We start from the raw sequence: 21,728 nt of genomic DNA on the forward strand, positions 1-21,728 counted from the left end.
TTGTTTGAAATATCTCAAGCTCTTTCCGGTCTTCGCGGCCGGGTTGACTGCGTCAGGCGCTTTCGCCGCCGGACCCGCATTGCTGCCCGCAGGCGCAGCGATCCAGGCGCAGGCGAGCGTATCGGACGCGAACAGGCCATCGGATGAAGGTGAGCAGGAGGACGAGGGCGAAGCGCAAGGCTCCGCGCCCGCCACTCCTCCGCCGCCGCCCGCGCCGGTCTCGCAGACACTCGCTGACCTGATCCCGCCATCGGCTGTCGAAAATCCCGAAAACTGGGCGGCCGAAGGTGTCGCGCCGGCGCCGGCCGATCCGTCTGCGCCCGTCCTGGCATTGCCGGACACCGAACCTGCTGTGGGAGAGGAGGGCGCGATCTTCGATGTCGAAGCCGCGCTTGCCGATCTCGATATTCCCGAGCCCGAACCGCTCGCAGCCGATCCCGACAGGCCCAGCTTCGCCGAGATCGCAGCGCCGACGCTGGTCGACCTGCCCGAGCTCAAGGAATTCGAGGTCAGCGACGAGCTCATCCTCGCTTTTCCCGCCGATGGCGACCGCTTCCCCGAGGAAACCGGCTTCGTCGAGCGTTTCCGCGCGCTGTCGTCGATCGAAGCGCTCGATTCCGGCGATGACACCAGGGCCCAGCTCGCCGCACGCGCACGCGCGGACGAGGAATTGCTGGTCGAGATACTGCGGACTTACGGCTATTTCGACGGCGACGTCGTGCGCCAATTGTCGGGCGGGCGACGCGGAGCCGATGAAGGCCCGGGCGACCCCCGATCATCCGACGCCGCCGATCCGGTGGTGCGCTTCGATATCCTGCCTGGCACGCGCTATCGCTTTGGCGCGATCGACCTGGGCGCGCTCGACAGGTTGCCCGACCCCGACGGCACGATGCTGCGCGCGGCATTCGAGATCTTCTCGGGCGATCCGCTCTATCTCGACCGCATCGTTACCGAGGATATCGACCTGCGCGTGGCGCTGGGCGAGAACGGCTATCCCTTCGCCGATTTCGGCGAACCCGAACTGCTCGTCGATCACGCCCGCGAGGAAGGCGATCTGACGCTGCCGGTCGAACCGGGCGGCAAATATGTCTTCGGCGAAGTGGTAAGCGAGGACCCGCGCTTCCTTTCCGGTCGGCACATGTCCCGCATAGCCCGCTTCGAACAGGGAGACACCTACCAGGCCAGCCTCGAGCGCGACCTGCGCCGGGCGATCCTTGCGACCGGCCTCGTCTCGAGCGTTTCGATCACGCCGCGCGAAACGATCCCGCCAGCGGACGGCGAGCCCGGCCAGGTCGCTCTCGACGTCGGGATCGAGCGCGCGCCGCTGCGCACGATATCGGGCGCGATCGGTTACGGGACCGAAGACGGCTTCAAGCTCGAGGCCGGGTGGGAGCACCGCAACCTGTTCCCGCCCGAAGGCGCGCTGCGGCTGCGCGGGATTGTCGGCACGCGCGAACAGCTCGCCAGCGTCACCTTCCGCCGCAACAATTTCCGCGCCCGCGACCAGGTGCTCACCCTCGATGCCTATGTCAGCGATATCGAGACCGAGGCGGTCGATGCGCGCACCGCGGCCCTGCGCGGATCGTTCGAACGGATCTCCAACCTCCTGTTCCAGAAACCGCTGAGCTGGGAAGTGGGCGCAGAGCTGCTTTACACCGATGAGCGCAACCGCGTGACCAATGGCATCCAGCGTCCGCGGCAGGAATACCTTATCGGCTCGCTGTTCGGCAGCGCTACGATCGATGCAACCGACGACCTGCTCGATCCCAGGCAGGGCTTTCGCGTCACCGGCTTTGCCGCGCCCGAGGTTTCGCGCTCGCTCGGGGCGGAGACCTTCTATCTGCGCGCCCGGGTCGATGCGAGCTATTACCAGCCGGTTGGCGAGCACGTAATCGCAGGACGCGTGGCGGCCGCCTCGATCCTCGGCGCCGACGCCTTCGAGATCGCGCCCTCGCGGCGGCTCTATTCGGGCGGCGGCGGTTCGGTGCGCGGCTATGGCTTCCAGGCGATCGGGCTGCGCAACCAGTTCGGCGAGGCGCTGGGCGGCGGCTCGCTCGTCGAAGGCGCGATCGAGGCGCGCATCCAGACCGGATTTCTCGACGGCGCGGTCGAGGTCGTGCCGTTCTTCGACATCGGCACCGTCTCGCGCGAGGCGCGGCCCGATTTCGATGTCGTGCGCGCCGGCGCTGGCGTGGGCGTGCGCTACAAGACCAGTTTCGGCCCGATCCGCGTCGATGTCGGCGTTCCGCTCAACCCGAGCGAATTCGACGCGCCGGTGGTGGTCTATGTCAGTCTCGGGCAGGCGTTCTGATGACAGATGCACTGCCCGACACCGCGAGCCAGCCGGACCCTGTCGCCAAAACCGCGCCGCGCAAGCGCAAGCGCCGCTGGGCCAAGAGGCTCGGCTGGGCGCTCGCGATCATCGTCACGCCCTTCGTGCTGATCGCGCTGTTCCTCTCGACCCCGATAGGCAAACGCTTCATCACCGACCAGATCGCCGCGGTCTCTCCCGCATCGGGCCTGCGTTTCGAGGTCGGGCGGATCGAGGGCGATATCTATGGCCGCTCGACGCTTCACGACGTGACCGTGATGGACCCCGAGGGCGTGTTCCTCACCATCCCCGAAGTCGAGCTCGACTGGCGCCCGTTGTCCTGGATCACCAGTGGCATCGACGTGCGCGAATTGACCGCGCGGCGCGGCACGCTCGAACGCTTGCCAGAATTGCTCCCGGGCGACCCCGATGCCCCGGTGCTGCCCGATTTCGACATCCGGGTCGACCGGTTCGTGATTGACAATCTCACGCTCGCCGCCGGGCTTGCCGGAGACGAGGAGCAGCGCGTTGACCTCGCTGCCAGGGTCGATATCCGCAGCGGACGCGCGCTGGTCGATGCCGAGGGAACCTTCGGGCGCGAGGACCGGCTGGACCTGCTGCTCGATGCCGAACCCGATGGCGACCGGTTCGACCTTGCTCTCGATATCGCCGCGGCTTCTGACGGGCCGACCGTGGCGCTCGCCGGGCTCGACAAGGCCTATCGCATCTGGATCGAGGGCGATGGCAGCTGGAGCGACTGGGACGGCCACGCATTGGTCACCCGGCAGGACGGCGATACGCGCGAGAGGGTGGCGGGTTTTCGCCTCGCCAACGATGCCGGTCGTTACAGCGCGATCGGGCAGGTCTCGCCGGAACTCGAAGCCGGTTCGCTGCCCGCGCGCGCCATCGGCAGCGCCTTGTCGCTGGTGGTCGAGGGAACGCTCGAGCAAAGCGTGTTCGATGGCGCGATCGCCGCGGTTTCGCCGGCTCTCAACCTGCGCGGTCGTGGCGCGGTCGACCTTGCCGGCAACACCGTCGAGGATTTCGACATCACCGGGCGGCTGCGCGATCCGGGCCTGTTCGGCGAAAGTTTCGCGCTTGAAGGCGCGCGCTTCTCGGCCAGTGTCACAGGCCCCTTCCGCGACCTCGTGATCGCGCATGATATCGATGTCGCCACGCTCGTCGCAGCAGGCGGGGTGAGCGTGGATGGGCTGGCGCAACAGGGCACCGCGACCTTCGATGGCGAGACCTGGCGCGTGCCGCTCGACCTGCGGGCGGCGCGGGTGACGACCGGCAATGCCTTCGCTGATCCGCGCCTGGTCGACGGGACGCTCAGCGGGCTGTTGACCTATTCGGGGGGCCGCATCGAGGCCGACAATGCCCGGCTCGCCTTTGACGGGCTCGGTGCACAGCTTTCGCTGCGCGGCAACACCGCGACCGGCGCCTATGCGCTTGCCGGGCCGGTGACCGCGCGCGGCCTCGCGCTCGAGGACCTGGGAAGCGTCAATGCCAATGCCAAGATCGTCCTCACTTTCGGCGCAGGCGCCGCGTGGAACCTCAACGCCAACCTTTCGGGCGTTCTGCACGAGGTCGAGAATGCCACGATCGCAAACCTCGCGGGCAACCAGGTGCGCTTCGATGGCGGGCTGTCGATGGGCGGCGAACGGCCGATCGTGCTGCGTGACGTGGTAATCGCGAGCGACAAGCTCGACGCGAGGCTCGACAGCCGGATCGCGGGCGGAGTGACCACTCTCGCCGGCAGCGGCAATCACGCGCAATATGGCGCATTCACCTTCGATGCCGAAGTCAGTGGGGACGGACCGCGCGCGACCCTGGTGCTCGCCGATCCATACCCTTCTGCCGGGCTGGAGGACGTTCGCGTCACCATCGCCCCGAGCGGCGATGGCTTCGCGCTCGCTGTTGCCGGCGGTTCGCTGCTCGGCCCGTTCGAGGGCGCTCTCGGCATCGTGCTTCCCGCCGACGGCCCGACCCAGATCGCGATTGCCCGGCTGGAGGTCTACCGCACCAATGTCACCGGATCGCTGGCGCTCGGGGATAGCGAGATCGCGGGCGATCTCGCGCTTTCGGGCGGCGGTCTCGACGGCACGATCTCGCTGTCGCCCGCGGCGGGCGGAGCTCAGGCATTTGCCGTCGATCTGCAGGCGCGCCAGGCGCGTTTCGGCGGCGATACGCGGATTGCCCTCGCCTATGCCGATATAGAGGCGAGTGGCCGATTTGACGGCAATTCGAGCCGGATCGAGGCCGATATTGCGGGGACGGGCCTCGAATATGGCGCGCTGTCGATCGCCGCTTTCGATGCCGAGGCAAGCATCGTTGATGGCCGCGGCGCGCTGCGCGGTGCGATTGCGGGGCGGCGCGCGGACCGCTTCCAGCTCAAGTTTGAAGGCAATTTCTCGCCTGAACGGATCGCGCTCATCGCGCAGGGCGAATATGGCGGACGAGCGATCTCGATGCCGCGCCGGGCGGTGCTGACCCCGCTCGAGGATGGCGGCTATCGCCTCGCACCCACCCAGATCGGCTTTGCGCGTGGCTTTGCCATCTTCGAAGGCACTTTCGGCGGGGATGCCACCGCGGTTTCTGCGCGGCTCAACCGCATGCCGCTGCGGCTCGCCGATCTTGCCGGTTCGGAATTGGGGCTCGGAGGCAGGCTGTCTGGCATCATCAACTGGACGCAGCCATCGGGCGGCCTTCCCACCGGCAATGCGCGCATCCGGGTCGACGATTTCACCCGGTCGGGCCTCGTCCTGTCCTCGCAGCCGATCGATTTATTCGCGGTTATCGACCTGTCGCCAGATGCCTTGCGCGCCGGGGCGCGTATCCGCGAGGACCAGGCAGACCTTGGACGGATCGATGCGCGGATCACGCGATTGCCGCGTTCGGGCGATCTTGCCGCCCGGCTCAATCGCGGGCGGCTCGACGCGCGGCTCGAATATGATGGCGATGCTGCGGCGATCTGGCGGCTTGCCGCGATCGAGACCTTCGATCTGGTCGGTCCGGTCGATATCGCCGCGCGCGCGACCGGCACGCTCGCCAATCCGCGCATAAACGGCACGCTCGCCAGCAACGACCTGCGCCTGCAGAGCGCGATTGCCGGGACCGATATCGACAATATCACCGCGCGCGGACGTTTCGCCGGGTCGCGGCTGGAAATCGCGCGCTTCGCCGGGACCACCAGGGGCGGCGGCACGGTGAGCGGGAGCGGATTTGTCGATCTTGCCAACATGTCGGCGACCCGCGGGCCACGGATCGACATTCGCGCCGCGGCGAAAGACGCGCGGCTCCTCAATGCCAACGGGCTCGACGCGACGATTACCGGGCCGCTCAGGCTGGTCTCGAACGGGGTGGGCGGAGCCATTGCCGGGCGGGTCACGATCGACGAAGCGAGCTGGGCGCTGGGAGTGGCGGGAGACGACATGGCGCTGCCCCAGATCGCCACGCGCGAGATCAACCGACGCGATACCGTGGCCGCGACGACCAGCGGGCCTGCCGGGGCGTGGCGCTATCTCGTCAATGCCAGCGCGCCGAGCCGGGTGTCGGTCGATGGCATGGGGCTGGAAAGCGAATGGGGCATCGACATCGCCCTGCGCGGCACGGTCGACGATCCGCGCATTGGCGGCGAGGCGCGGCTGGTGCGCGGCGACTATACCTTTGCCGGAACCCGGTTCGAATTGACCGACGGCCGGATCGAATTCGACCAGGACATGCCCATCGACCCGAGGCTCGATATCGAGGCGCAAGCGAGCGCCAATGGCACCGAGGTGACGATCGACATCACCGGCAATGCGCAATCGCCCGAGATCGCGTTCTCATCGGTCCCGGCGCTGCCCGAGGAGGAAATTCTCTCGCAATTGCTGTTCGGCGGGTCGGTCACATCGCTTTCGGCCACCGACGCGGTGCAATTGGGGGCCGCTCTCGCATCCTTGCGCGGCGGAGGCAGCGGGCTCGACCCGATCGGCACGCTGCGTCGCTCGATCGGGCTAGACCAGCTGCGCATCGTCAGCGCCGATCCCGCGCTCGGACGCGGGACCGGCGTGGCGCTGGGCAAGAATATCGGCAGCGATGTCTATGTCGAACTGGTGACCGACGGGCAGGGCTATAGCGCGACCCAGGTTGAATACCGGATTTCGAGCTGGCTGGCGCTGCTCGCGACGATCTCGACCGTTGGGCGCGACAGCGTGCTTGCCGAGATCAGCCGGGATTACTGAGGTAGAGCTTGGCCTCTTCGGCCCGGCGCCGCACGAGGCCCTTGAGCACGCGTCCACCGGCCCTGTTCCAGCGCGCGAATTCGGCAGCAGCCCCGGCATGGTCGCCAGCCTTGTGCTTCCGGGTCAGCGTGGCCCGGGCGATCGCGCCGGTGTTGTAGTGAAAGCTGACCAGCGCATCGAACTGCGCCTGCGTGGTCGGCACGTTCCCGATCGCGCAGGCCACTTCCGACGCATAACGCTCAAGGTCGCATTCGAGCCGGGCGTCGCACTGGGCCTGGGTCCAGACGCTGTCGGGCCCGATGCGGCCGCCGGTCTCGCGATCCGGTCCGGTCGCCCCCCAACCGATGGTCCAGGGCTCGCCGCCGGTTGCAGGGTCGGGATAGGCTTCGACCAGGCCGTCGCTGCGAAGCCGGGCACAGCCTTCGAACCGCTTGATCAGGGCGGTCCCGCGCGCTCCCACGGCGCGCGGCGCCCGGCCTTGTGCCGTTGTTCTCTTGATGCGCGGTACGCTCGGTCTGCCGGGCTCGGGCAAGACGCCCGCCTTGACGATGCCGGCATCGATGCCCGTCTCGATCGCGTCGTCCAGCACCTCGTCCATGGCATCGACCTCGGCCTGGCTGAAACCGCGCCCGAGCATCCGTCGCACGAGGTCGAACAGAGGCTTTCGCGCAAAGGGCCGGGCTGCGCTTGCTGGGGAAGGCTGGGTCATGCGAACTCCTCGTGATGGTCGGCGAAAAACGAGGCGCATGTATTAGGCACAAGAGGTGCCTGTAGGAAAACGGTTCGTGGCGCTGCGGGACCAGCGAGGCGGGCCGAGCGCCATTAAAAAGGGCCGCCCGGTCACCCGGACGGCCCCAACTTTCGCGGTGGCGTGATCGCGCGGATCAGCTCGAATAATACATGTCGTATTCGACCGGGCTGGGGGTGGTTTCGAGCCGCAGCTGCTCTTCCCACTTGATCTCGGCATAGGCCTCGATCTGGTCGAGCGAGAACACGTCGCCCTTGAGCAGGAAGTCGTGATCGTCCTCGAGCGCTTCGAGCGCTTCGCGCAGCGATCCACAAACGGTCGGGACATCGGCCAGTTCTGCCGGAGGCAGGTCATACAGGTTCTTGTCCATCGCATCGCCGGGATGGATCTTGTTCTCGATCCCGTCGAGACCCGCCATCAGCAGCGCCGAAAAGGCGAGATAGGGGTTGGCGAGTGCATCGGGGAAACGGAACTCGACGCGCTTGGCCTTCTCGCCCGCGCCATAGGGAATGCGGCACGATGCCGAACGGTTGCGCGCCGAATAGGCGAGCAGGACCGGGGCCTCGAACCCGGGGACCAGGCGCTTGTAGGAATTGGTGGTGGCGTTGGTGAACGCGTTGCAGGCCTTGGCGTGCTTGATCACCCCGCCGATGAAGTGAAGGCAGGTTTCCGACAGGCCGGCATATTCGTTGCCGGCAAAGGTCGGCTTGCCGTCTTTCCAGATCGACATGTGAGTGTGCATGCCCGATCCGTTATCGGCCTTGATCGGCTTGGGCATGAAGGTCGCGGTCTTGCCATAGGCATGGGCGACCTGGTGGACGACATATTTGTAGACCTGGACCTGGTCGGCACAGGTGGTGAGCTTGGAGAAGGTGATCCCCAGCTCGTGCTGCGCGGCTGCCACCTCGTGGTGGTGCTTGTCCATGTCGAGGCCCATCTCCATCATGGTGGTGACCATCTCGGCACGGATATCGACCGCGCTGTCAACCGGTGCGACCGGGAAATAGCCGCCCTTGGCGCGCGGGCGGTGGGCCATGTTGCCCATCTCGTATTCCTTGCCGGAATTGTTGGGCAATTCGATGTCGTCGATCGCGTAGCCGCTGCCGGCATAGCCGTCCTCGAAGCGGACATCGTCGAACATGAAGAACTCGGGTTCGGGTCCGACATAGATCGTGTCGCCGATCCCGGTCGATGCGAGATACGCTTCGGCGCGCTTGGCGGTCGAGCGCGGATCGCGCGCATAGAGCTGGCCATCGGACGGCTCGACGATGTCGCAGAATACCGACAGCATCGGGGTGGCACTGAAGGGATCGGGATAGACCGCGTCGAGATCGGGCTTCAGGATCATGTCGCTTTCGTTGATGACCTTCCAGCCCTCGATCGAGGAGCCGTCGAACATCAGACCGTCCTCGAGCGCATCTTCGTCCATCGCGCTCGCTGCCATGGTCAGGTGCTGCCACTTGCCCTTGGGGTCGGTAAAGCGCAGGTCGACCCATTCGATCTCGTCGTCCTTGATCCGTTTAAGGACGTCCTTGGTGCTCGCCATCGTCGTGTTCTCCAGCTCGGTGTTCGTTGAATGCGCTCTGGGAGGGTGAGCGCTGGTTGGGTGTTCGGTTCGAGCGGCAGCGTTGCCGCGTCAGATTGCGTCTTCGTTGGTCTCGCCGGTGCGGATGCGCAGCGCGCTCTCGATCGGGGTCACGAAGATCTTGCCGTCGCCGATCCTGCCGGTCTGGGCAGCCGCGGCGATGGCTTCGACGACCCGTTCGGCCTGGTCATCGGGAACGACGACCTCGAGCTTCACCTTGGGCAGGAAATCGACGACATATTCGGCGCCGCGATACAGCTCGGTATGGCCCTTTTGCCGGCCGAAACCGCGCGCCTCGGTGACGGTGATTCCCGACACGCCGACCTCGTGCAGCGCCTCCTTCACCTCGTCGAGCTTGAAGGGCTTGATGATTGCTTCGATCTTTTTCACTTGGAGTTTCGCTTCCCCGTCCCTTGGTGCCGCCCGTGGCACCGCCTGTGCACGCTCAAGACCAGTGTCCGATCAAGAATCGTGCCAATATCGGCATCGCCATTGCCCATCCCAACGCATGGGGTTGCGACCGGGTTCCACGCTTTGCGTGCTCAAAATTTGGGCAGCGATTGCCCGGATTCTAGGCTCGCCTCAGAGCTGCAAGCCGGTGGTTTCGGGCAGGCCGCACATGATGTTGAGATTCTGGATCGCCGCGCCGCTTGCGCCCTTGCCGAGATTATCGAGCCGCGCGACGAGGCGCGCGTGCCAGCCGCCGTCATTGGCGCATACGAACAACGCGATGCCGTCATGCGGGTCGGCATGGCTTTCGAGCAATATCTCGCCATGAGCATCGCCCTGGGCGACCGAGACGATCTGCGACCCGGCATAGAATTCTTCCAGGCAGGCGCGAAGATCGTCGGCATGCGGGTTGGTCGTCATCGCACCGCAATGCAGCGGCACTTCGACCACCATGCCGCGAAAGGCCGGAACCACGGAAGGCGCGAAGATGACCGGGTGCTTCAGCCCCGCGTGGGTCTGCATCTCGGGCAAGTGCTTGTGCGCAAGGTCATAGCCATAGGCTCGGAAAGCCGGCGCTCCAGGCGAATCGAAACGATCGATCAGCGCCTTGCCGCCGCCCGAATACCCGCTCACCGCGTTAACGGTGAATGGCCAGTCCCTCGGAACCAGCCCCGCGCGTACCAGCGGCGCGACGAGCGCGATGAAACCGGTCGGATAGCAGCCCGGATTGCTCACGCAGCGCGCTCGGGCGATCGGATCATGGCCGGTGATCTCGGGAAAACCATAGGTCCAGCCATCGGCTACCCGGTGCGCGCTGGAGGCATCGATGAAGCGCGTGTCCGCTCCTTCGGCGAGCCGGACGGCTTCGCGCGCGGCATCGTCGGGCAGGCACAGGATGGCGATATCGGCGGCGCACAGCGCATCGCGCCGCGCGCTCTCGCCCTTGCGTTCGTCCTCGCCGAGCGTGATCAGTTCGAACTCGCCGCGCCCGACGAGCCGGTCGCGGATTTCGAGGCCGGTCGTGCCGGCAGCACCATCGATGAAAATCCGGGTGGTCATGGCCCACCCTTGGCGCACATCACTCGGCCAGACAACTGGCCTTCATGTACCCGCTCGGTCCTTCGGGGCCGAGACAGCCCCAGATCCATTCGCCCGCAACGTCGAGAACCTCGATCCGGGTACCCGGTTCGAAGCGGGTCACGATCGGCGAATCGTCGCGGGTGTTGAGCATGACCTCGGCGCCCTCGCTGCCGATATGGCGGATATGCGGGATGACGTAATGCGCGGCGAGATGCTTGCCGGCGAGCGCGATATGGGCAAGGTCGCCCCTGAGCGCGAGCGTGCCGGGCTCGGGCCTTTCCACCGGCCCCTTGAGGCCGAGGATCCCGTCGGGGACGGTGTATTCAGGATTGTCGCCTTGCGCCGCGTTCATGTGTCCCTGTCTCCAGCCCCCGCGCGTGGGGAGATGAATTTCCCGCGGCGCTTAGACGAGCCTAGGCCGCTGGGCAAGGCGAGGGCAATCGGCCTGCGAAAAGTGTCCGCAGTTTGAGCGCGAGGCTCAACCGGCAAAGCGTTGCTGGATCACGTGCCATGCCGCGCGAAGGCCGTAGGCCGCACCGCCCTTGCTGCGCCCGGGCTTGGCAAAGGGACGCCAGCCGAAAGTGTCGAAATGCACCCAGTCGATCCCTTCGCCGACAAAGCGGTCGAGGAACAGCCCGGCGACGCTCGCCCCGGCATAGGGGTTGGCATGGGCATTGGCGATGTCGGCGATGTCGCTCGACAGATATTCGCGATAGGCTTCGGGCAGAGGCAGCCGCCAGGGCTCGTCGTCATGCGCCTTGCCTGCCTCGCTCATTGCAGAGGCGGTGTCGTCCTTGCGCGCCATCATGGCGGCATAATCGGGACCCAGTGCAACCCGCGCCGCGCCTGTCAGCGTGGCAAAATCGACCAGCAGGTCCGGTTCCTGCTCGCTCGCCAGGTCAAGCGCGTCGCCCAGGATCAGGCGCCCCTCGGCATCGGTGTTGTGAATCTCGACCGTCAGCCCCTTGCGGCTGGCCAGCACGTCGCCGGGCCGGAAGGAATTGCTCGCGACCGCGTTTTCGACCGCGGGGACGAGCAAGTGGAGCCGGACCTTGAGCCCTGACTGCATCACGAGCCGGGCGAGCGCGATGGCGTGAGCCGCGCCGCCCATGTCTTTCTTCATCAGCCGCATCCCGCTCGCCGGCTTGACGTCGAGCCCGCCGGAATCGAAGCACACGCCCTTGCCGACGATCGCCAGGACCGGCGCGCCTTCATCGCCCCATGTCAGGTGCATCAGGCGCGGCGCATGTTCGCGCGATGCGGCGCGGCCGACCGCGTGGACCATCGGGAAGCCCTGTTCGAGCGCATCGCCCTTGACCACGTCGAGCTTGCCGCCATGGGCATCGACCAGCTTGCGGCACTCGGCCTCGAGCGCGGCGGGGCCCATGTCCTCGGCCGGGGTGTTGATGAGATCGCGCACGAGGATCTCGGCCTCGGCCTCGGCCACCAGCGCATCGCGCCGCTTGACCTGTTCGGTCAGGAGAACACGCGGGCCGGCCGCGTTTTCGTCGTCCTTGTAGCGGGTAAAGCGGTATTGCGCGGTCAGCCAGCCGAATACGGCGGGGCCAGGCTGGCGGTCGGCGAGCCGGTAAGTCCCTTCGGGCAGGTCCTCGGCGAGCTTGGCAAGGCACCAGCTCGATAGTTCGTCCGGGTCAGAAACGCCGCCGACCGCGAACCAGCCATCGCCATCGGGCACGATGCCGACCTGGTAACCTGCGCCTTCGAATTTCTGCGCGGCGAGAGCAGCGCGCTGGCCCGCCGAAAGCGTTTTCGCAAAAGCGGGAAAGCCATCCTTGTTGACGAGATGAATGGCCGTGGCGTCCTGCCCGCGATCGGGCACGATCAGTTCGTTGTAATCGGTCATGGTCATTGTAATTAAGCGCGAATGCGCGCTTGTCACGCGTGAATTGTTCGCACGCCGGCGCCTTGCGCGCTCGCAATTGCGCACCGCAGCCGCTATATGCGCGCCATGACCGAATACCAACTCGTCGAAGGCACCGACACCGTCTATCGCGACGGCACCATCAAGCTCCACACCGAAGAAGGCTTCGAGGGAATGCGCAAGGCCGGGCGGCTGGCCGCGACCATTCTCGACGAGGTCGCCGACCTCGTGAAACCGGGCGTCACGACCGAGAGTATCGATACCGCGATCCGCGAAATGATGCTCGATGCGGGCGCGGTTCCGGCAACGCTCGGCTATCGTGGCTATACCCATTCCTCGTGCATCTCGATCAACCACGTCATCTGCCACGGCATTCCGGGGCCGAAGACGTTGAAAGACGGCGATATTCTCAATGTCGATGTCACCCCGCTGCTCGATGGATGGCATGGCGATACCAGCCGGATGTATTTCGCCGGCGAACCGGGCCTCAAGGCGCGGCGGCTGGTCGATGTCACCTATGAATGCCTGATGCTGGGGATCGAGGCGGCCGGGAAACCCGGTGCCAGGCTCGGCGATATCGGCGCCGCGATCGAGTCGCATGCCAAGAAATACCGTTATGGCGTGGTGCGCGAATTTTGCGGCCACGGGCTTGGCCGGCTGTTCCACGACGCGCCCGAAGTGGTCCACGCGGCCAAGGCGCGCACCGGGCCGGAGCTCAAGCCCGGCATGTTCTTCACGATCGAGCCGATGATCAATCTCGGCAAGCCCTGGGCCAAGGTCTTGGGAGATGGCTGGACCGCGGTGACGCGCGACAAGTCGCTGTCCGCGCAGTTCGAACACAGCCTCGCGATCACCGAGGACGGAGTGGAAATCTTCACCAAGAGCCCGACGGGCCGCGACAAGCCGCCTTACAACTGACCGGTCAGATCTCGCGTGCGGCGCGGATGGCCGCGCCGGCCGCGAAAGGGGCGATCGCCACCAGCAGCAGGCTGATCGCGGCGACGAAGCCAAGGCTGGCTGCATCCAGCCGGGCAAGCGCGCCCGCGCCGAAGATCAGGATCGGCAGGGCAAGCGGGATCAGCAGCAGCCCCGAAAGCGCCGCGCCTGCGCGAAGGCTCGCGGTGAGTGCGGCGATTATCAGCCCGATCGCGGCGAGACCCGGGGTCCCTGCCACAAGTCCGAGCACCAGGAGTTTCACCGTCGCCATGTCCAGCGCGAGAAGCGCGGCGGCGGGCAGGGTCGCGAGCACCAGCGGCGGGCCGAAGCTAAGCCAGTGCGCGGCAAGGCGCACCGCCATCATCGCCTCCTCGGTCACGCCGCGCAGCTTGAGCTGGTCGAACATGCCGAGCGCGATATCGCGCGAGACGAGTTTTTCGAGCGGAAGGATGCTGGCAAGCAGTGCCGCGATCCAGACCACCCCGCCGCCGGTGCGCGACAGCAGGTTGATGTCGGGTCCGACCGCGAAGGGGTAGAGCATCGCCACCGCGACGAAGAATACCACCGGCAGCGCCGCTCCGCTCCCGGAGAACGGGAAGAACTGCGCGAGGTCGCGCTTCAGCATCGCGGCAATCATCCCGGTTCTCCGGCGACGGCGTAATCCTCGATGGCGAGCGTCTTCAGCCCTTCCATCACGACCGGCTGGTGCGATGCGATCACCGCGATGCCTCCGTCGCCGACATGCTGGGCGACAAGAGCGTTCACCTGTGCGATCGCGGCGTTGTCGAGCCCGCTCAATGGCTCGTCGAGCAGCCAGATCGCCGCCCCGCGATTGAGCAGAGCGGCGAGCGCTGCGCGCTTGCGCTGGCCGGTCGAGAGATAGCGTACCGGCACTTCGAGGAGCGGCTCCAGCCAAAGTGCCGCGAGCGCGAGCGAGGGGTCGGTGCAGCCGTCGACCCGCTGCCAGAAAGCCAGCGCCTTTCCGAGTGGCTGGTCCGGGTCGAGCGCGGGGCGTTCATCGACAAGGCCGATCGTGCCGCAGTGGTCGACCGATCCGGCAAAGGGGCTGAGCAACCCGGCAAGCGCTCGGATCAGGGTGGTCTTGCCGGTGCCATTTGCGCCGGTCACGTGCAGCGCCTCGCCCGGGCCGAGCGCCAGTGACAATCCGCGAAACAGCAGGCGGTCGCCGCGGCGGCAGGCAAGCCCTTGGGCGGAAAGAGAGTGCGGCACTGAACCTTGCATCGCTTCGTGCGTTAGGCAAAAGCGAACCCGCTCACAACACCTGCCGCAAGGAGCCCCACGCATGGTCCATGTCCCCGAACTCGACGAAAGCGAACGCGACCAGTTGCTTGCCGATCACCCCGAATGGTCGCTCGCGCGTGATGGCAAGGCGATCGAGCGCACGTTCCAGTTCGGCAATTTTTCCGAGGCCTGGGGTTTCATGAGCCGGGTCGCGCTCAATGCTGAGCGGCTCGACCACCATCCCGAATGGTTCAACGTCTATGCCAAGGTCGAGATCACGCTGACCACGCATGATGCGGGCGCGCATGGCGGATTGTCGCAGCGCGACATCAAGATGGTGCGCGCGATCGATTCGCTGGTCTAGTTGCCCCCGAGCAGGCCGGCGGCCTCGCGCTGCTGCTTGCGCACGCGGCCCGGCATCCAGCGCTTGGCGAAATTGAGCCGCCGCGCGGTTTTACCCACGAGGTAATGCAAATCGTCGCCGTGGACCGCGTCCCACACGGTCGCTGCGACTTCCTCGACCGGGGTGATTTCCAGGCCAGCTTGCCTGACCCGGTCGCGAATCTGCTCGTTCGACTGGCGGCTGCCGGTGCCGTCGAGAAGCGGGGTCTCGATGAAGCTGGGACAGATCGACGAGACCTTGATCCCCTCGGGCGCCCATTCGGCATCGAGACTCTCGGCAATTCCGCGCACCGCGAATTTGGTCGCCGAATAGACGCTCATCCCCGATCCACCGGTGATCCCTGCCGCGCTCGCGGTGTTCACCAGCGCCGATCCGGGAGCGGTTTTCTGGAGGTGGGGATAGACCGCCTGCGCGCCATAGAGCACGCCGCGAAGATTGATGTCGAGGCAACGGTCGATCTCCTCGACCTCGAGCTCGTTCAGCGCGCCGCCTGTGCCAATCCCGGCATTGTTGAACATCGCATCGATCCGCCCGCCGGCCGCAGTGCTCGCCGCGTCGAGCGCGACGTCCCACGCCGCGCGGTCGCGCACGTCGAGCCGATGCGAATATTTGAAGCCCCCGCCGATCAGGCCGAGCGTGTCCTCGAGCCCGGCTTCGTTGACGTCGGTGACGGTCACGAACCAGTCGCGCTGTGCGAAATGGAGCGCGACTGCGCGGCCGATCCCCGAGGCCCCGCCGGTAATGAAGATGTGGCGGCGTGGCTGTGACATGGCTGGTCCCCTCGAAATCCGATTGTTCTTTGCAACCGGTCTAGGGCGCGCCGGTCAACCTGCCAAGCCCTTCACATGGGCCTCGCCCTCGATGACCTGAGTGCTCGATGCCGCGATGACATCGCCCAGCGGCTCGGCTCGCCCGCCGATGCATTCGGCAAGGAAATTCTCGGCGATGGCGAAGAACGCGATCGAGTTCTCGGGCCGGGCGAAACCGTGGCCTTCATCGGGATAGAGGACATAGGTGACCGGGATGCCTGCCTGCTTCATCGCGCCGACGATCTGGTCGCTCTCGGCTTGCTTGACGCGCGGGTCGTTCGCACCTTGCGCAATCAGCAGCGGCCTGGTGATCGCATCGGCCTTGTGGAGCGGACTTGCGGCCTTGAGCCGTTCGAGCCCTTTTGGCGTGCCGGGATTGCCCATGCGCTCGTGGAAGGTCTTCACCATCGGCTCCCAATAAGGCGGGATCGTCTCGAGCAGGGTCTCAAGGTTGGACGGGCCGACGATATCGACCCCGCAGGCAAAGACGTCGGGGGTGAAGGCAAGGCCCGCGAGCGTCGCGTAACCGCCATAGCTGCCCCCCATGATCGCGATTTTGTCGCGCGGCGCGATGCCTTCCTCGACGGCCCATTCGACCGCGTCGATCAGGTCGTCGTGCATGGCCAGGCCCCACTGGAGGTTGCTGGCATTGATGAAGTCTTTGCCGAACCCAGTCGAGCCGCGGAAATTGACCGAAAGCACCGCATAGCCGCGATTGGCGAGCATCTGGTGGATCGCGTTGTAGCCATATTCGTCGCGCGCCCACGGCCCGCCATGGACCAGCAGGACCATCGGCACCGGCGATTCGGGACGGTCGGTATCACCGCCTCCGGCATGCGGGGGCAGGGTCAGGTAGGAAGGCAGGGTGAGCCCGTCGCGGCTGGTGATTTCGACCGGATGCATCGGCTGAAGCGGCGCTTCGGCAAGCTCGGGCCGAGTGACGTAGAACGGCGTCAGCCGGCGCGCCTCGCGCTCGAAGACATAAGTCGCGATGGGCGCGGTCCCGGGGTCGTTCCACACGATCCAGATGCTATCGTCATCGGTCCGGCTCATCACGCCAGCTTCGCCATCGAACTGGCTGCGGAGCCAGTCGAGGCTTTCGCCGATCGCGGGGTCAATCGCGGTCCACTCGGTCTTGAGATAGGTGGCCGAATAAGCCTGGATGCGGCCGGTGCGCTTGTCACGTATGGTCCCGCCGATATCGGCGCGCGGGTTTTCGGCGATCAGTTCGCGCGTTCCGCTCTCGGTGTCCTGCGCATAGAGCGCGGCGGTGTTTCGGTCGCGGCTGTCGAGCCAGTAGAGCACCGAGCCATCGACGGTATAGCCCGCCGGATGGGTGGTCATCGCGTCTTCCATCGCGGTGCTTTCGAACGGCTCGTCCTCGACCGCGCCATCGACGAAGCGGAAATAATCCGTTCCCCCTGCAGCATTCTGCGCCATCGCGAGCCGAAGGGTGAGCGTGTCGTCGGCCATGAACCCTGCAAAGGCGTTGTTCTCATAGACCAGTTCGAGATCGCCGGTGGCAAGGTTGAGCCGGTGGACGTCGTGCCATTGCGGATCGCGGTTGTTGAGGCCGACCAGGACCGTGTCCTTGATCGTTTCCGATGCGCCGACAATCGTGACCCGGGTATTCTCGAAAGGCGTCAGGCAACTTTCCTCGCCGCTCTGGATGTCGACCCGGTAGAGCAGGAAGTTCTCATCGCCCGCCTTGTCCTGGATATATCCGACCGCGCGCGCATCGGGGGTCCAGAAATGCTCGCGGATCGGACGTTCGGCCGAAAAGGTGACGGCGCGCGCATTGTCCGGATCCGAACGCGGGGCAATCCAGATATTCATCACTCCCTCGTGCGGGGCGAGCCAGCTCAGCCATTTGCCGTCCGGACTGATCTTGCCCTGTGCGCGGCTGGGATTGCCGAACAGGTGAGCGCGGGGGATGAGCGGGAATGCGTCGAGTGCGGTCATGGAAGCCTTTTCTTTTTGTCTGCCGCAAAGCTAGGGTGGCAGGGCGCGATTGCAACGTGCTGCGCAAAGGGTCGCCGGGTGAGGGGAGAATGCCAGTGGCGGACCAGATCGCAATCGAACAGCGCGAGGCGGCCCATGCGGTCGAGATCGCGGCCAATCCGCGGCTGTGGCAAATTCCCAAGGTGCTGGCCTCGGGCTTTGCCGAGGCGCGCGCGCATATCGAACGCTCGGGCGCGGCGGTCGAAGGCATGCCGTTTGCACGCTATCTCGGAATCGACTGGGACAAGATGGCAGGCCAGGGCGTGCTCGCGCAGATTGGCGAGTTCGTCTTTTCTCGTCAGGCCATGCGCAGCGGGTTGTTCTGTTCGCGACCGCTTTCGAGCGAAGGGAATGCCATCGCAACCACTGTGCCCGCGGGCCGCTATGTCACCACCTATCATCGCGGTGCTTATCACAAGGTCGGCGACACCTATCGCCGGATCGTCGCCTGGGCGCGCGAGAACGGCGTATCGCTCGCTGACAGTTCGCTCGAACACTATATCGACGATCCCACCACCATGGCGATGGACGAGGTGCGTACGCAGATATGGATTGCCGTCAGGGACGAATAGGCGCTCGCTTCAAAGCGCCGGATTGGCGTAGAAATGCCAGGTGAAGATCGCCATCGCCCCGCGGTGTGGTGACCAGCGCTCGCCGAGGCTGCGCGCTTCTTTCTCCTTGGGCCGTTCGTCGAGATCGAGCAGGCGCTTCACGCCTTCCTGCACCGCCAGGTCGCCCGCGGGCCAGATGTCGGGTCGCCCCTCGGCAAAAAGCAGGTAGATCTCGGCTGACCAGCGGCCGATCCCCTTGATCCGGGTCAGTTCTGCTATCGCCGCATCGTCATCGGCAGGCAGGTTGTCGAAATCGATCGCGCTTGCATCGACAAGCTCGCAAAGGCTGCGGGCATAGCCCTGTTTCTGGCGTGACAGGCCGCAGGCGCGCAGCGTGTCGAAATCGCGTTCGAGCAGGCAGGCGGGCGAGAAATCCTCGCCGAGTTCGGCCTCGAGCTTGTTCCACATCGATGTCGCCGCAGCGACCGAGACCTGCTGGCCGACGATCGTGCGCAACAAGGTCATGTAGCCGCGCGGCCTGATCCGGGGTTCGGGATAGCCGACCCGCTCGAGAGCGCGCGCGACATGGCTGTCGCTCGCTGCCAGCCTGTCCAGCCCTTCGCGCAATTCACCGGCGCTTAAACCCATTGCATTTCTCTCCCGGTTGCCATTGGCAACGGAACCTCCTAGCTGACACGCCGTATTTTCCAAGCGCAACGCTCGCGCTCAAGCTGTAACGAAGGACATCGAAACCCATGCCCAAGCTGGTCGTCACCAATCGCGAAGGCGAAACGAGCACGATCGAGGTCGAGGAAGGCCTTTCCGTGATGGAAGCTATCCGCGACAACGGCTTTGACGAATTGCTGGCGCTGTGCGGCGGGTGCTGTTCGTGCGCGACCTGCCATGTCTTCGTCGACGACAAGGCGGGCGGTCAGCTTCCCGAGATGAGCGAGGACGAGGACGACCTCCTCGAAAGTTCGGATCACCGCAACGAGACCTCGCGGCTGTCTTGCCAGATTCCGCTGACCGATGAGCTGAGCGGTCTCAAGGTTACTATCGCGCCCGAAGATTAATCTTCATTGCGTGCGGCAGGGGCGAGGTCCTATCTGCGCAATGATGACTGCTCCCAAACCTCTCGGCGACACGCTCGCCCTTATCGGCAACACGCCGCTGGTGCGGCTGGCCGGTCCCAGCGCGGCGGCCGGCTGCGATATCTGGGGCAAGTGCGAATTCGCCAATCCCGGTTCCTCGGTGAAGGACCGCGCGGCGCTCTACATGATCCGCGATGCCGAGGAGCGCGGCGAGCTGAAACCCGGCGGAACGGTGATCGAGGGCACGGCGGGCAATACGGGCATCGGGATCGCGCTGGTGGCCAATGCGCTCGGCTACAAGACGGTTATCGTCATGCCCGACAACCAGAGCCAGGAAAAGATGGATACGCTGCGTGCGCTCGGCGCGCGGCTCGAGACCGTCCCCCCGACCAAATATGCCGATCCTTGCCATTTCCAGCACGTCTCGCGCCGCATGGCCGAAGAGACCGAGGGCGCGATCTGGGCCGGGCAGTTCGACAATACCGCCAATCGCCGTGCGCATATCGAGGGCACCGCCAAGGAGCTGTGGGAGCAGACCGGCGGCAAGATCGACGGCTTTACCTGCGCGGCGGGCACGGGCGGCACGATTGCCGGCGTGGGGATGGGGCTCAAGGAGAAGAACCCCGAGGTGCGCATCGCGTTGACCGATCCGCACGGCGCGGCGCTCTACAATTACTACGCGCATGGCGAGCTCAAATCCGAAGGCTCCTCGGTGGCCGAGGGGATCGGGCAGGGGCGCATCACCGCCAATCTCGAAGGCGCGCCGATCGACACCCAGTTCCGGATTTCGGACGAGGAAGGCCTCGTATGGGTCGGACGCCTGCTTCGCGAGGAGGGGCTGTGCCTTGGTCTGTCTTCGGGCATCAATGTCGCCGGCGCAGTCGAACTTGGCCGGCAATTGGTCTCCGAGGGCCGCGAGAATCCGCAGGTGGCAACGATGTTGTGCGACACCGGGTTTCGCTATCTGTCGACGCTCTACAACCCGGCATGGCTTTCCGAGAAGGGATTGCCGGTGTTCGACTGGCTCACCGACACGTAAAGCGATTGATCGACAGTTCCCGTGCGCGGGGTTAGGATGGCACGATGACTGGCGGAAGGTTTTCACGCGGGGCCGAGGACAGCGGCGACAATGCGCCGCCCGAGCACGCGCCGCTTGGCGGAACGCGCACCGAGGCGACGCAGCGTCTCCAGATCGGATTGGCAGGGCTGGGCTCGATGATCCTCCTGATCGGATTGGCGAGCGCGCTCGGCAACCAGGCCGACCGGACGGAGGAACTCGCCGTGCCCGAAGCTGCTCCCACGACCGAGCCAACCGAAAGCGCGCCGCAGCGCGATCCGCTCGCCGATGCGGGGATCGTTCCCGAAATACCAGCCGATCCGGCACCGGGCTCAGGCGATGGACAGGTCAGTGACTTGCCGGACCCGGTCGTCGAGGATTCGACCCCGACCAGCAATGCCCAGGACTAGCTGCGCCCGCGGTCGGGCCAGGCGTGTATCGGGGCCGGTGCTGGCAGTGGTGCTGGCTCTGATGCTCGGCGCCGCGGCTTGCAGCGCGCCTGCGGCTCCCGAAGGCGAGGCGCACCAGGCCATGCCGGCAACAGCCAAAAACAAGCCCGCGCTGGGGCTGATGACCAGCCTGCCGCTCTACTGGCCGCTCGGCGCCGATCTCGCCGCGCTCGCCAGCGGGTCGCAAACCTCCCCGTGGCAGCGCACGGCGATGGAGCGCGAATATTCGCTGGTGCCGCTCGATACCCTGTCCCCGATTTCCTCGCTGTCGGGTGAAGACGGCGATATCGACCCGCTCGCAAGGCTCGATCGCATCGCGGTGATCCAGCCGCGCGGGCTTTCCCCGGCCGACAATGTCGCGCTCGATCGCTGGGTGCGATCGGGCGGGCAGCTCCTGATCATGCTCGACCCGCTGCTGACCGGAGAATACAAGCTGCCGCTGGGCGATCCGCGCAGGCCCAATGCCAGCGCGCTGATCCCGCCGGTCATCGCGCGCTGGGGCCTGTCCCAGCAATTCGATCCCGACGTGACCAGGCTGCGCGAGATCGCGACGCCGCATGGCGCGATCCCGGTGCTGATGGGCAGCGACCTCAGGATTGCCGGGGATGCGGCCGGCAATAATGGTTGCCGCTTACACGAGAGTGGGCTTGCGGCGCGGTGTGCCCGGATCGGCGAGGGGCAGGTAACCTATATCGGCGATGCCAGCGTCTTCGAACACGGCGAACTGGCAGGCGACGACCACGAGGCGATCGGCGCCTTGCTTGCCTACGCCTTCGACTGAGGCGACATTGGGGAAATTGCGGGAACGATGCCAAGCGCGCTCGCGCATTACGCGGGATTTCACGGGATTCGCCGCGATTCTAGTCAGATAGGGCGAGTGTCTAAGGGTTCGGACGCATTCGGCGCG

At 65.9% G+C, this 21,728-nt stretch carries 20 protein-coding genes; 9 read left to right on the forward strand and 11 right to left on the reverse strand.

The features are described from left to right. Positions 1-4 precede the first annotated feature (4 nt). Positions 5-2,311, forward strand: coding sequence for an autotransporter assembly complex protein TamA (locus tag ACKTSM_RS05105; protein ID WP_407876044.1), 2,307 nt, complete (start codon positions 5-7; stop codon positions 2,309-2,311). Continuing rightward, positions 2,311-6,537: a translocation/assembly module TamB domain-containing protein gene (locus ACKTSM_RS05110; protein WP_407876045.1), complete on the forward strand. Its 4,227-nt coding sequence runs from the start codon at positions 2,311-2,313 to the stop codon at positions 6,535-6,537. Before ACKTSM_RS05105 ends, ACKTSM_RS05110 begins: the two co-directional genes overlap by 1 nt. On the opposite strand, the gene ACKTSM_RS05115 is transcribed toward ACKTSM_RS05110, so the two are convergent. The 6 genes from ACKTSM_RS05115 to ACKTSM_RS05140 form a co-directional block, all read right to left on the reverse strand. Beyond that, positions 6,521-7,246 carry a lysozyme gene (locus ACKTSM_RS05115; protein ID WP_407876046.1) on the reverse strand — a complete coding sequence of 242 codons (726 nt, stop codon included), beginning with the start codon at positions 7,244-7,246 and terminating at the stop codon, positions 6,521-6,523. The genes ACKTSM_RS05110 and ACKTSM_RS05115 overlap by 17 nt on opposite strands. A 175-nt stretch (positions 7,247-7,421) precedes the next feature. Continuing rightward, complete coding sequence (gene glnA / locus ACKTSM_RS05120; RefSeq protein ID WP_407876047.1) at positions 7,422-8,831, reverse strand: type I glutamate--ammonia ligase; 1,410 nt, start codon at positions 8,829-8,831, stop codon at positions 7,422-7,424. Between the two features lie 90 nt (positions 8,832-8,921). Next, a complete protein-coding gene (locus ACKTSM_RS05125) occupies positions 8,922-9,260 on the reverse strand; it encodes a P-II family nitrogen regulator (RefSeq protein WP_407876048.1) in 339 nt (112 codons plus the stop codon). 192 nt (positions 9,261-9,452) lie between these two features. Beyond that, the gene (argC, locus tag ACKTSM_RS05130; RefSeq protein ID WP_407876049.1) at positions 9,453-10,379 is read right to left on the reverse strand and encodes an N-acetyl-gamma-glutamyl-phosphate reductase; all 927 of its coding nucleotides are present in this window, start codon (positions 10,377-10,379) and stop codon (positions 9,453-9,455) included. A gap of 19 nt (positions 10,380-10,398) precedes the next feature. Beyond that, on the reverse strand, positions 10,399-10,752 hold the full coding sequence (locus ACKTSM_RS05135) for a hypothetical protein (protein WP_407876050.1): 354 nt from the start codon (positions 10,750-10,752) through the stop codon (positions 10,399-10,401). A gap of 126 nt (positions 10,753-10,878) precedes the next feature. Then, a complete protein-coding gene (locus ACKTSM_RS05140; protein WP_407876051.1) occupies positions 10,879-12,264 on the reverse strand; it encodes a leucyl aminopeptidase family protein in 1,386 nt (461 codons plus the stop codon). Positions 12,265-12,369: 105 nt separating this feature from the next. Here ACKTSM_RS05140 and map point away from each other — a divergent pair, with 105 nt between their 5' ends. After that, positions 12,370-13,200: a type I methionyl aminopeptidase gene (map, locus tag ACKTSM_RS05145; protein WP_407876052.1), complete on the forward strand. Its 831-nt coding sequence runs from the start codon at positions 12,370-12,372 to the stop codon at positions 13,198-13,200. Positions 13,201-13,204: 4 nt separating this feature from the next. Here map and ACKTSM_RS05150 read toward each other — a convergent pair whose 3' ends face one another. Continuing rightward, on the reverse strand, positions 13,205-13,855 hold the full coding sequence (locus ACKTSM_RS05150) for a heme exporter protein CcmB (RefSeq protein WP_407876053.1): 651 nt from the start codon (positions 13,853-13,855) through the stop codon (positions 13,205-13,207). Next, positions 13,852-14,460, reverse strand: a complete 609-nt coding sequence (gene ccmA, locus ACKTSM_RS05155; protein ID WP_407876054.1) for a heme ABC exporter ATP-binding protein CcmA — start codon at positions 14,458-14,460, stop codon at positions 13,852-13,854. The genes ACKTSM_RS05150 and ccmA overlap by 4 nt, the downstream gene beginning before the upstream one ends. A 61-nt stretch (positions 14,461-14,521) precedes the next feature. Between ccmA and ACKTSM_RS05160 the strand changes: the two genes are divergently transcribed. Next, positions 14,522-14,824 carry a 4a-hydroxytetrahydrobiopterin dehydratase gene (locus ACKTSM_RS05160; RefSeq protein WP_407876055.1) on the forward strand — a complete coding sequence of 101 codons (303 nt, stop codon included), beginning with the start codon at positions 14,522-14,524 and terminating at the stop codon, positions 14,822-14,824. Here the strand turns inward: ACKTSM_RS05160 and ACKTSM_RS05165 are convergent. Beyond that, positions 14,821-15,633, reverse strand: a complete 813-nt coding sequence (locus ACKTSM_RS05165) for an SDR family oxidoreductase (protein WP_407876056.1) — start codon at positions 15,631-15,633, stop codon at positions 14,821-14,823. The two genes, ACKTSM_RS05160 and ACKTSM_RS05165, sit on opposite strands and share 4 nt — an antisense overlap. 54 nt (positions 15,634-15,687) lie before the next feature. Then, positions 15,688-17,634 (reverse strand): S9 family peptidase, encoded by a 1,947-nt coding sequence (locus ACKTSM_RS05170; protein ID WP_407876057.1) that lies wholly within the window; start codon positions 17,632-17,634, stop codon positions 15,688-15,690. Positions 17,635-17,729: 95 nt separating this feature from the next. Between ACKTSM_RS05170 and ACKTSM_RS05175 the strand changes: the two genes are divergently transcribed. Continuing rightward, positions 17,730-18,245 (forward strand): GyrI-like domain-containing protein, encoded by a 516-nt coding sequence (locus tag ACKTSM_RS05175; protein ID WP_407876058.1) that lies wholly within the window; start codon positions 17,730-17,732, stop codon positions 18,243-18,245. A gap of 9 nt (positions 18,246-18,254) precedes the next feature. Here the strand turns inward: ACKTSM_RS05175 and ACKTSM_RS05180 are convergent, their stop codons facing one another. Then, the gene (locus ACKTSM_RS05180) at positions 18,255-18,872 is read right to left on the reverse strand and encodes a DNA-3-methyladenine glycosylase family protein (RefSeq protein ID WP_407876059.1); all 618 of its coding nucleotides are present in this window, start codon (positions 18,870-18,872) and stop codon (positions 18,255-18,257) included. Positions 18,873-18,979: 107 nt separating this feature from the next. Between ACKTSM_RS05180 and ACKTSM_RS05185 the strand changes: the two genes are divergently transcribed. Genes ACKTSM_RS05185 through ACKTSM_RS05200 form a run of 4 tightly spaced genes read left to right on the forward strand, consistent with a single transcriptional unit; the run spans position 18,980 to position 21,602 of the window. Further along, positions 18,980-19,297, forward strand: a complete 318-nt coding sequence (locus tag ACKTSM_RS05185) for a 2Fe-2S iron-sulfur cluster-binding protein (protein ID WP_407876060.1) — start codon at positions 18,980-18,982, stop codon at positions 19,295-19,297. 43 nt (positions 19,298-19,340) lie between these two features. Then, positions 19,341-20,354, forward strand: coding sequence for a cysteine synthase A (locus tag ACKTSM_RS05190; protein WP_407876319.1), 1,014 nt, complete (start codon positions 19,341-19,343; stop codon positions 20,352-20,354). 44 nt (positions 20,355-20,398) lie between these two features. Further along, positions 20,399-20,782: a hypothetical protein gene (locus ACKTSM_RS05195; protein WP_407876061.1), complete on the forward strand. Its 384-nt coding sequence runs from the start codon at positions 20,399-20,401 to the stop codon at positions 20,780-20,782. 37 nt (positions 20,783-20,819) lie between these two features. After that, the gene (locus ACKTSM_RS05200) at positions 20,820-21,602 is read left to right on the forward strand and encodes a hypothetical protein (RefSeq protein ID WP_407876062.1); all 783 of its coding nucleotides are present in this window, start codon (positions 20,820-20,822) and stop codon (positions 21,600-21,602) included. The last annotated feature ends 126 nt before the right edge of the window (positions 21,603-21,728 follow it).

This window comes from Qipengyuania nanhaisediminis, from assembly GCF_045862805.1.
GTDB classification, from domain to species: domain Bacteria; phylum Pseudomonadota; class Alphaproteobacteria; order Sphingomonadales; family Sphingomonadaceae; genus Erythrobacter; species Erythrobacter nanhaisediminis_A.

Bases quoted from the DNA above. Each gene is read 5' to 3' on its own strand.
- ACKTSM_RS05185 (WP_407876060.1), top strand. From the start codon at position 18,980: ATGCCCAAGCTGGTCGTCACCAATCGCGAAGGCGAAACGAGCACGATC.
- glnA (WP_407876047.1), bottom strand. From the start codon at position 8,831: ATGGCGAGCACCAAGGACGTCCTTAAACGGATCAAGGACGACGAGATC.
- ACKTSM_RS05195 (WP_407876061.1), top strand. From the start codon at position 20,399: ATGACTGGCGGAAGGTTTTCACGCGGGGCCGAGGACAGCGGCGACAAT.
- ACKTSM_RS05115 (WP_407876046.1), bottom strand. From the start codon at position 7,246: ATGACCCAGCCTTCCCCAGCAAGCGCAGCCCGGCCCTTTGCGCGAAAG.
- argC (WP_407876049.1), bottom strand. From the start codon at position 10,379: ATGACCACCCGGATTTTCATCGATGGTGCTGCCGGCACGACCGGCCTC.
- ACKTSM_RS05110 (WP_407876045.1), top strand. From the start codon at position 2,311: ATGACAGATGCACTGCCCGACACCGCGAGCCAGCCGGACCCTGTCGCC.
- map (WP_407876052.1), top strand. From the start codon at position 12,370: ATGACCGAATACCAACTCGTCGAAGGCACCGACACCGTCTATCGCGAC.
- ACKTSM_RS05180 (WP_407876059.1), bottom strand. From the start codon at position 18,872: ATGGGTTTAAGCGCCGGTGAATTGCGCGAAGGGCTGGACAGGCTGGCA.
- ACKTSM_RS05160 (WP_407876055.1), top strand. From the start codon at position 14,522: ATGGTCCATGTCCCCGAACTCGACGAAAGCGAACGCGACCAGTTGCTT.
- ACKTSM_RS05140 (WP_407876051.1), bottom strand. From the start codon at position 12,264: ATGACCGATTACAACGAACTGATCGTGCCCGATCGCGGGCAGGACGCC.
- ACKTSM_RS05135 (WP_407876050.1), bottom strand. From the start codon at position 10,752: ATGAACGCGGCGCAAGGCGACAATCCTGAATACACCGTCCCCGACGGG.
- ACKTSM_RS05165 (WP_407876056.1), bottom strand. From the start codon at position 15,633: ATGTCACAGCCACGCCGCCACATCTTCATTACCGGCGGGGCCTCGGGG.
- ACKTSM_RS05150 (WP_407876053.1), bottom strand. From the start codon at position 13,855: ATGATTGCCGCGATGCTGAAGCGCGACCTCGCGCAGTTCTTCCCGTTC.
- ccmA (WP_407876054.1), bottom strand. From the start codon at position 14,460: ATGCAAGGTTCAGTGCCGCACTCTCTTTCCGCCCAAGGGCTTGCCTGC.
- ACKTSM_RS05170 (WP_407876057.1), bottom strand. From the start codon at position 17,634: ATGACCGCACTCGACGCATTCCCGCTCATCCCCCGCGCTCACCTGTTC.
- ACKTSM_RS05190 (WP_407876319.1), top strand. From the start codon at position 19,341: ATGACTGCTCCCAAACCTCTCGGCGACACGCTCGCCCTTATCGGCAAC.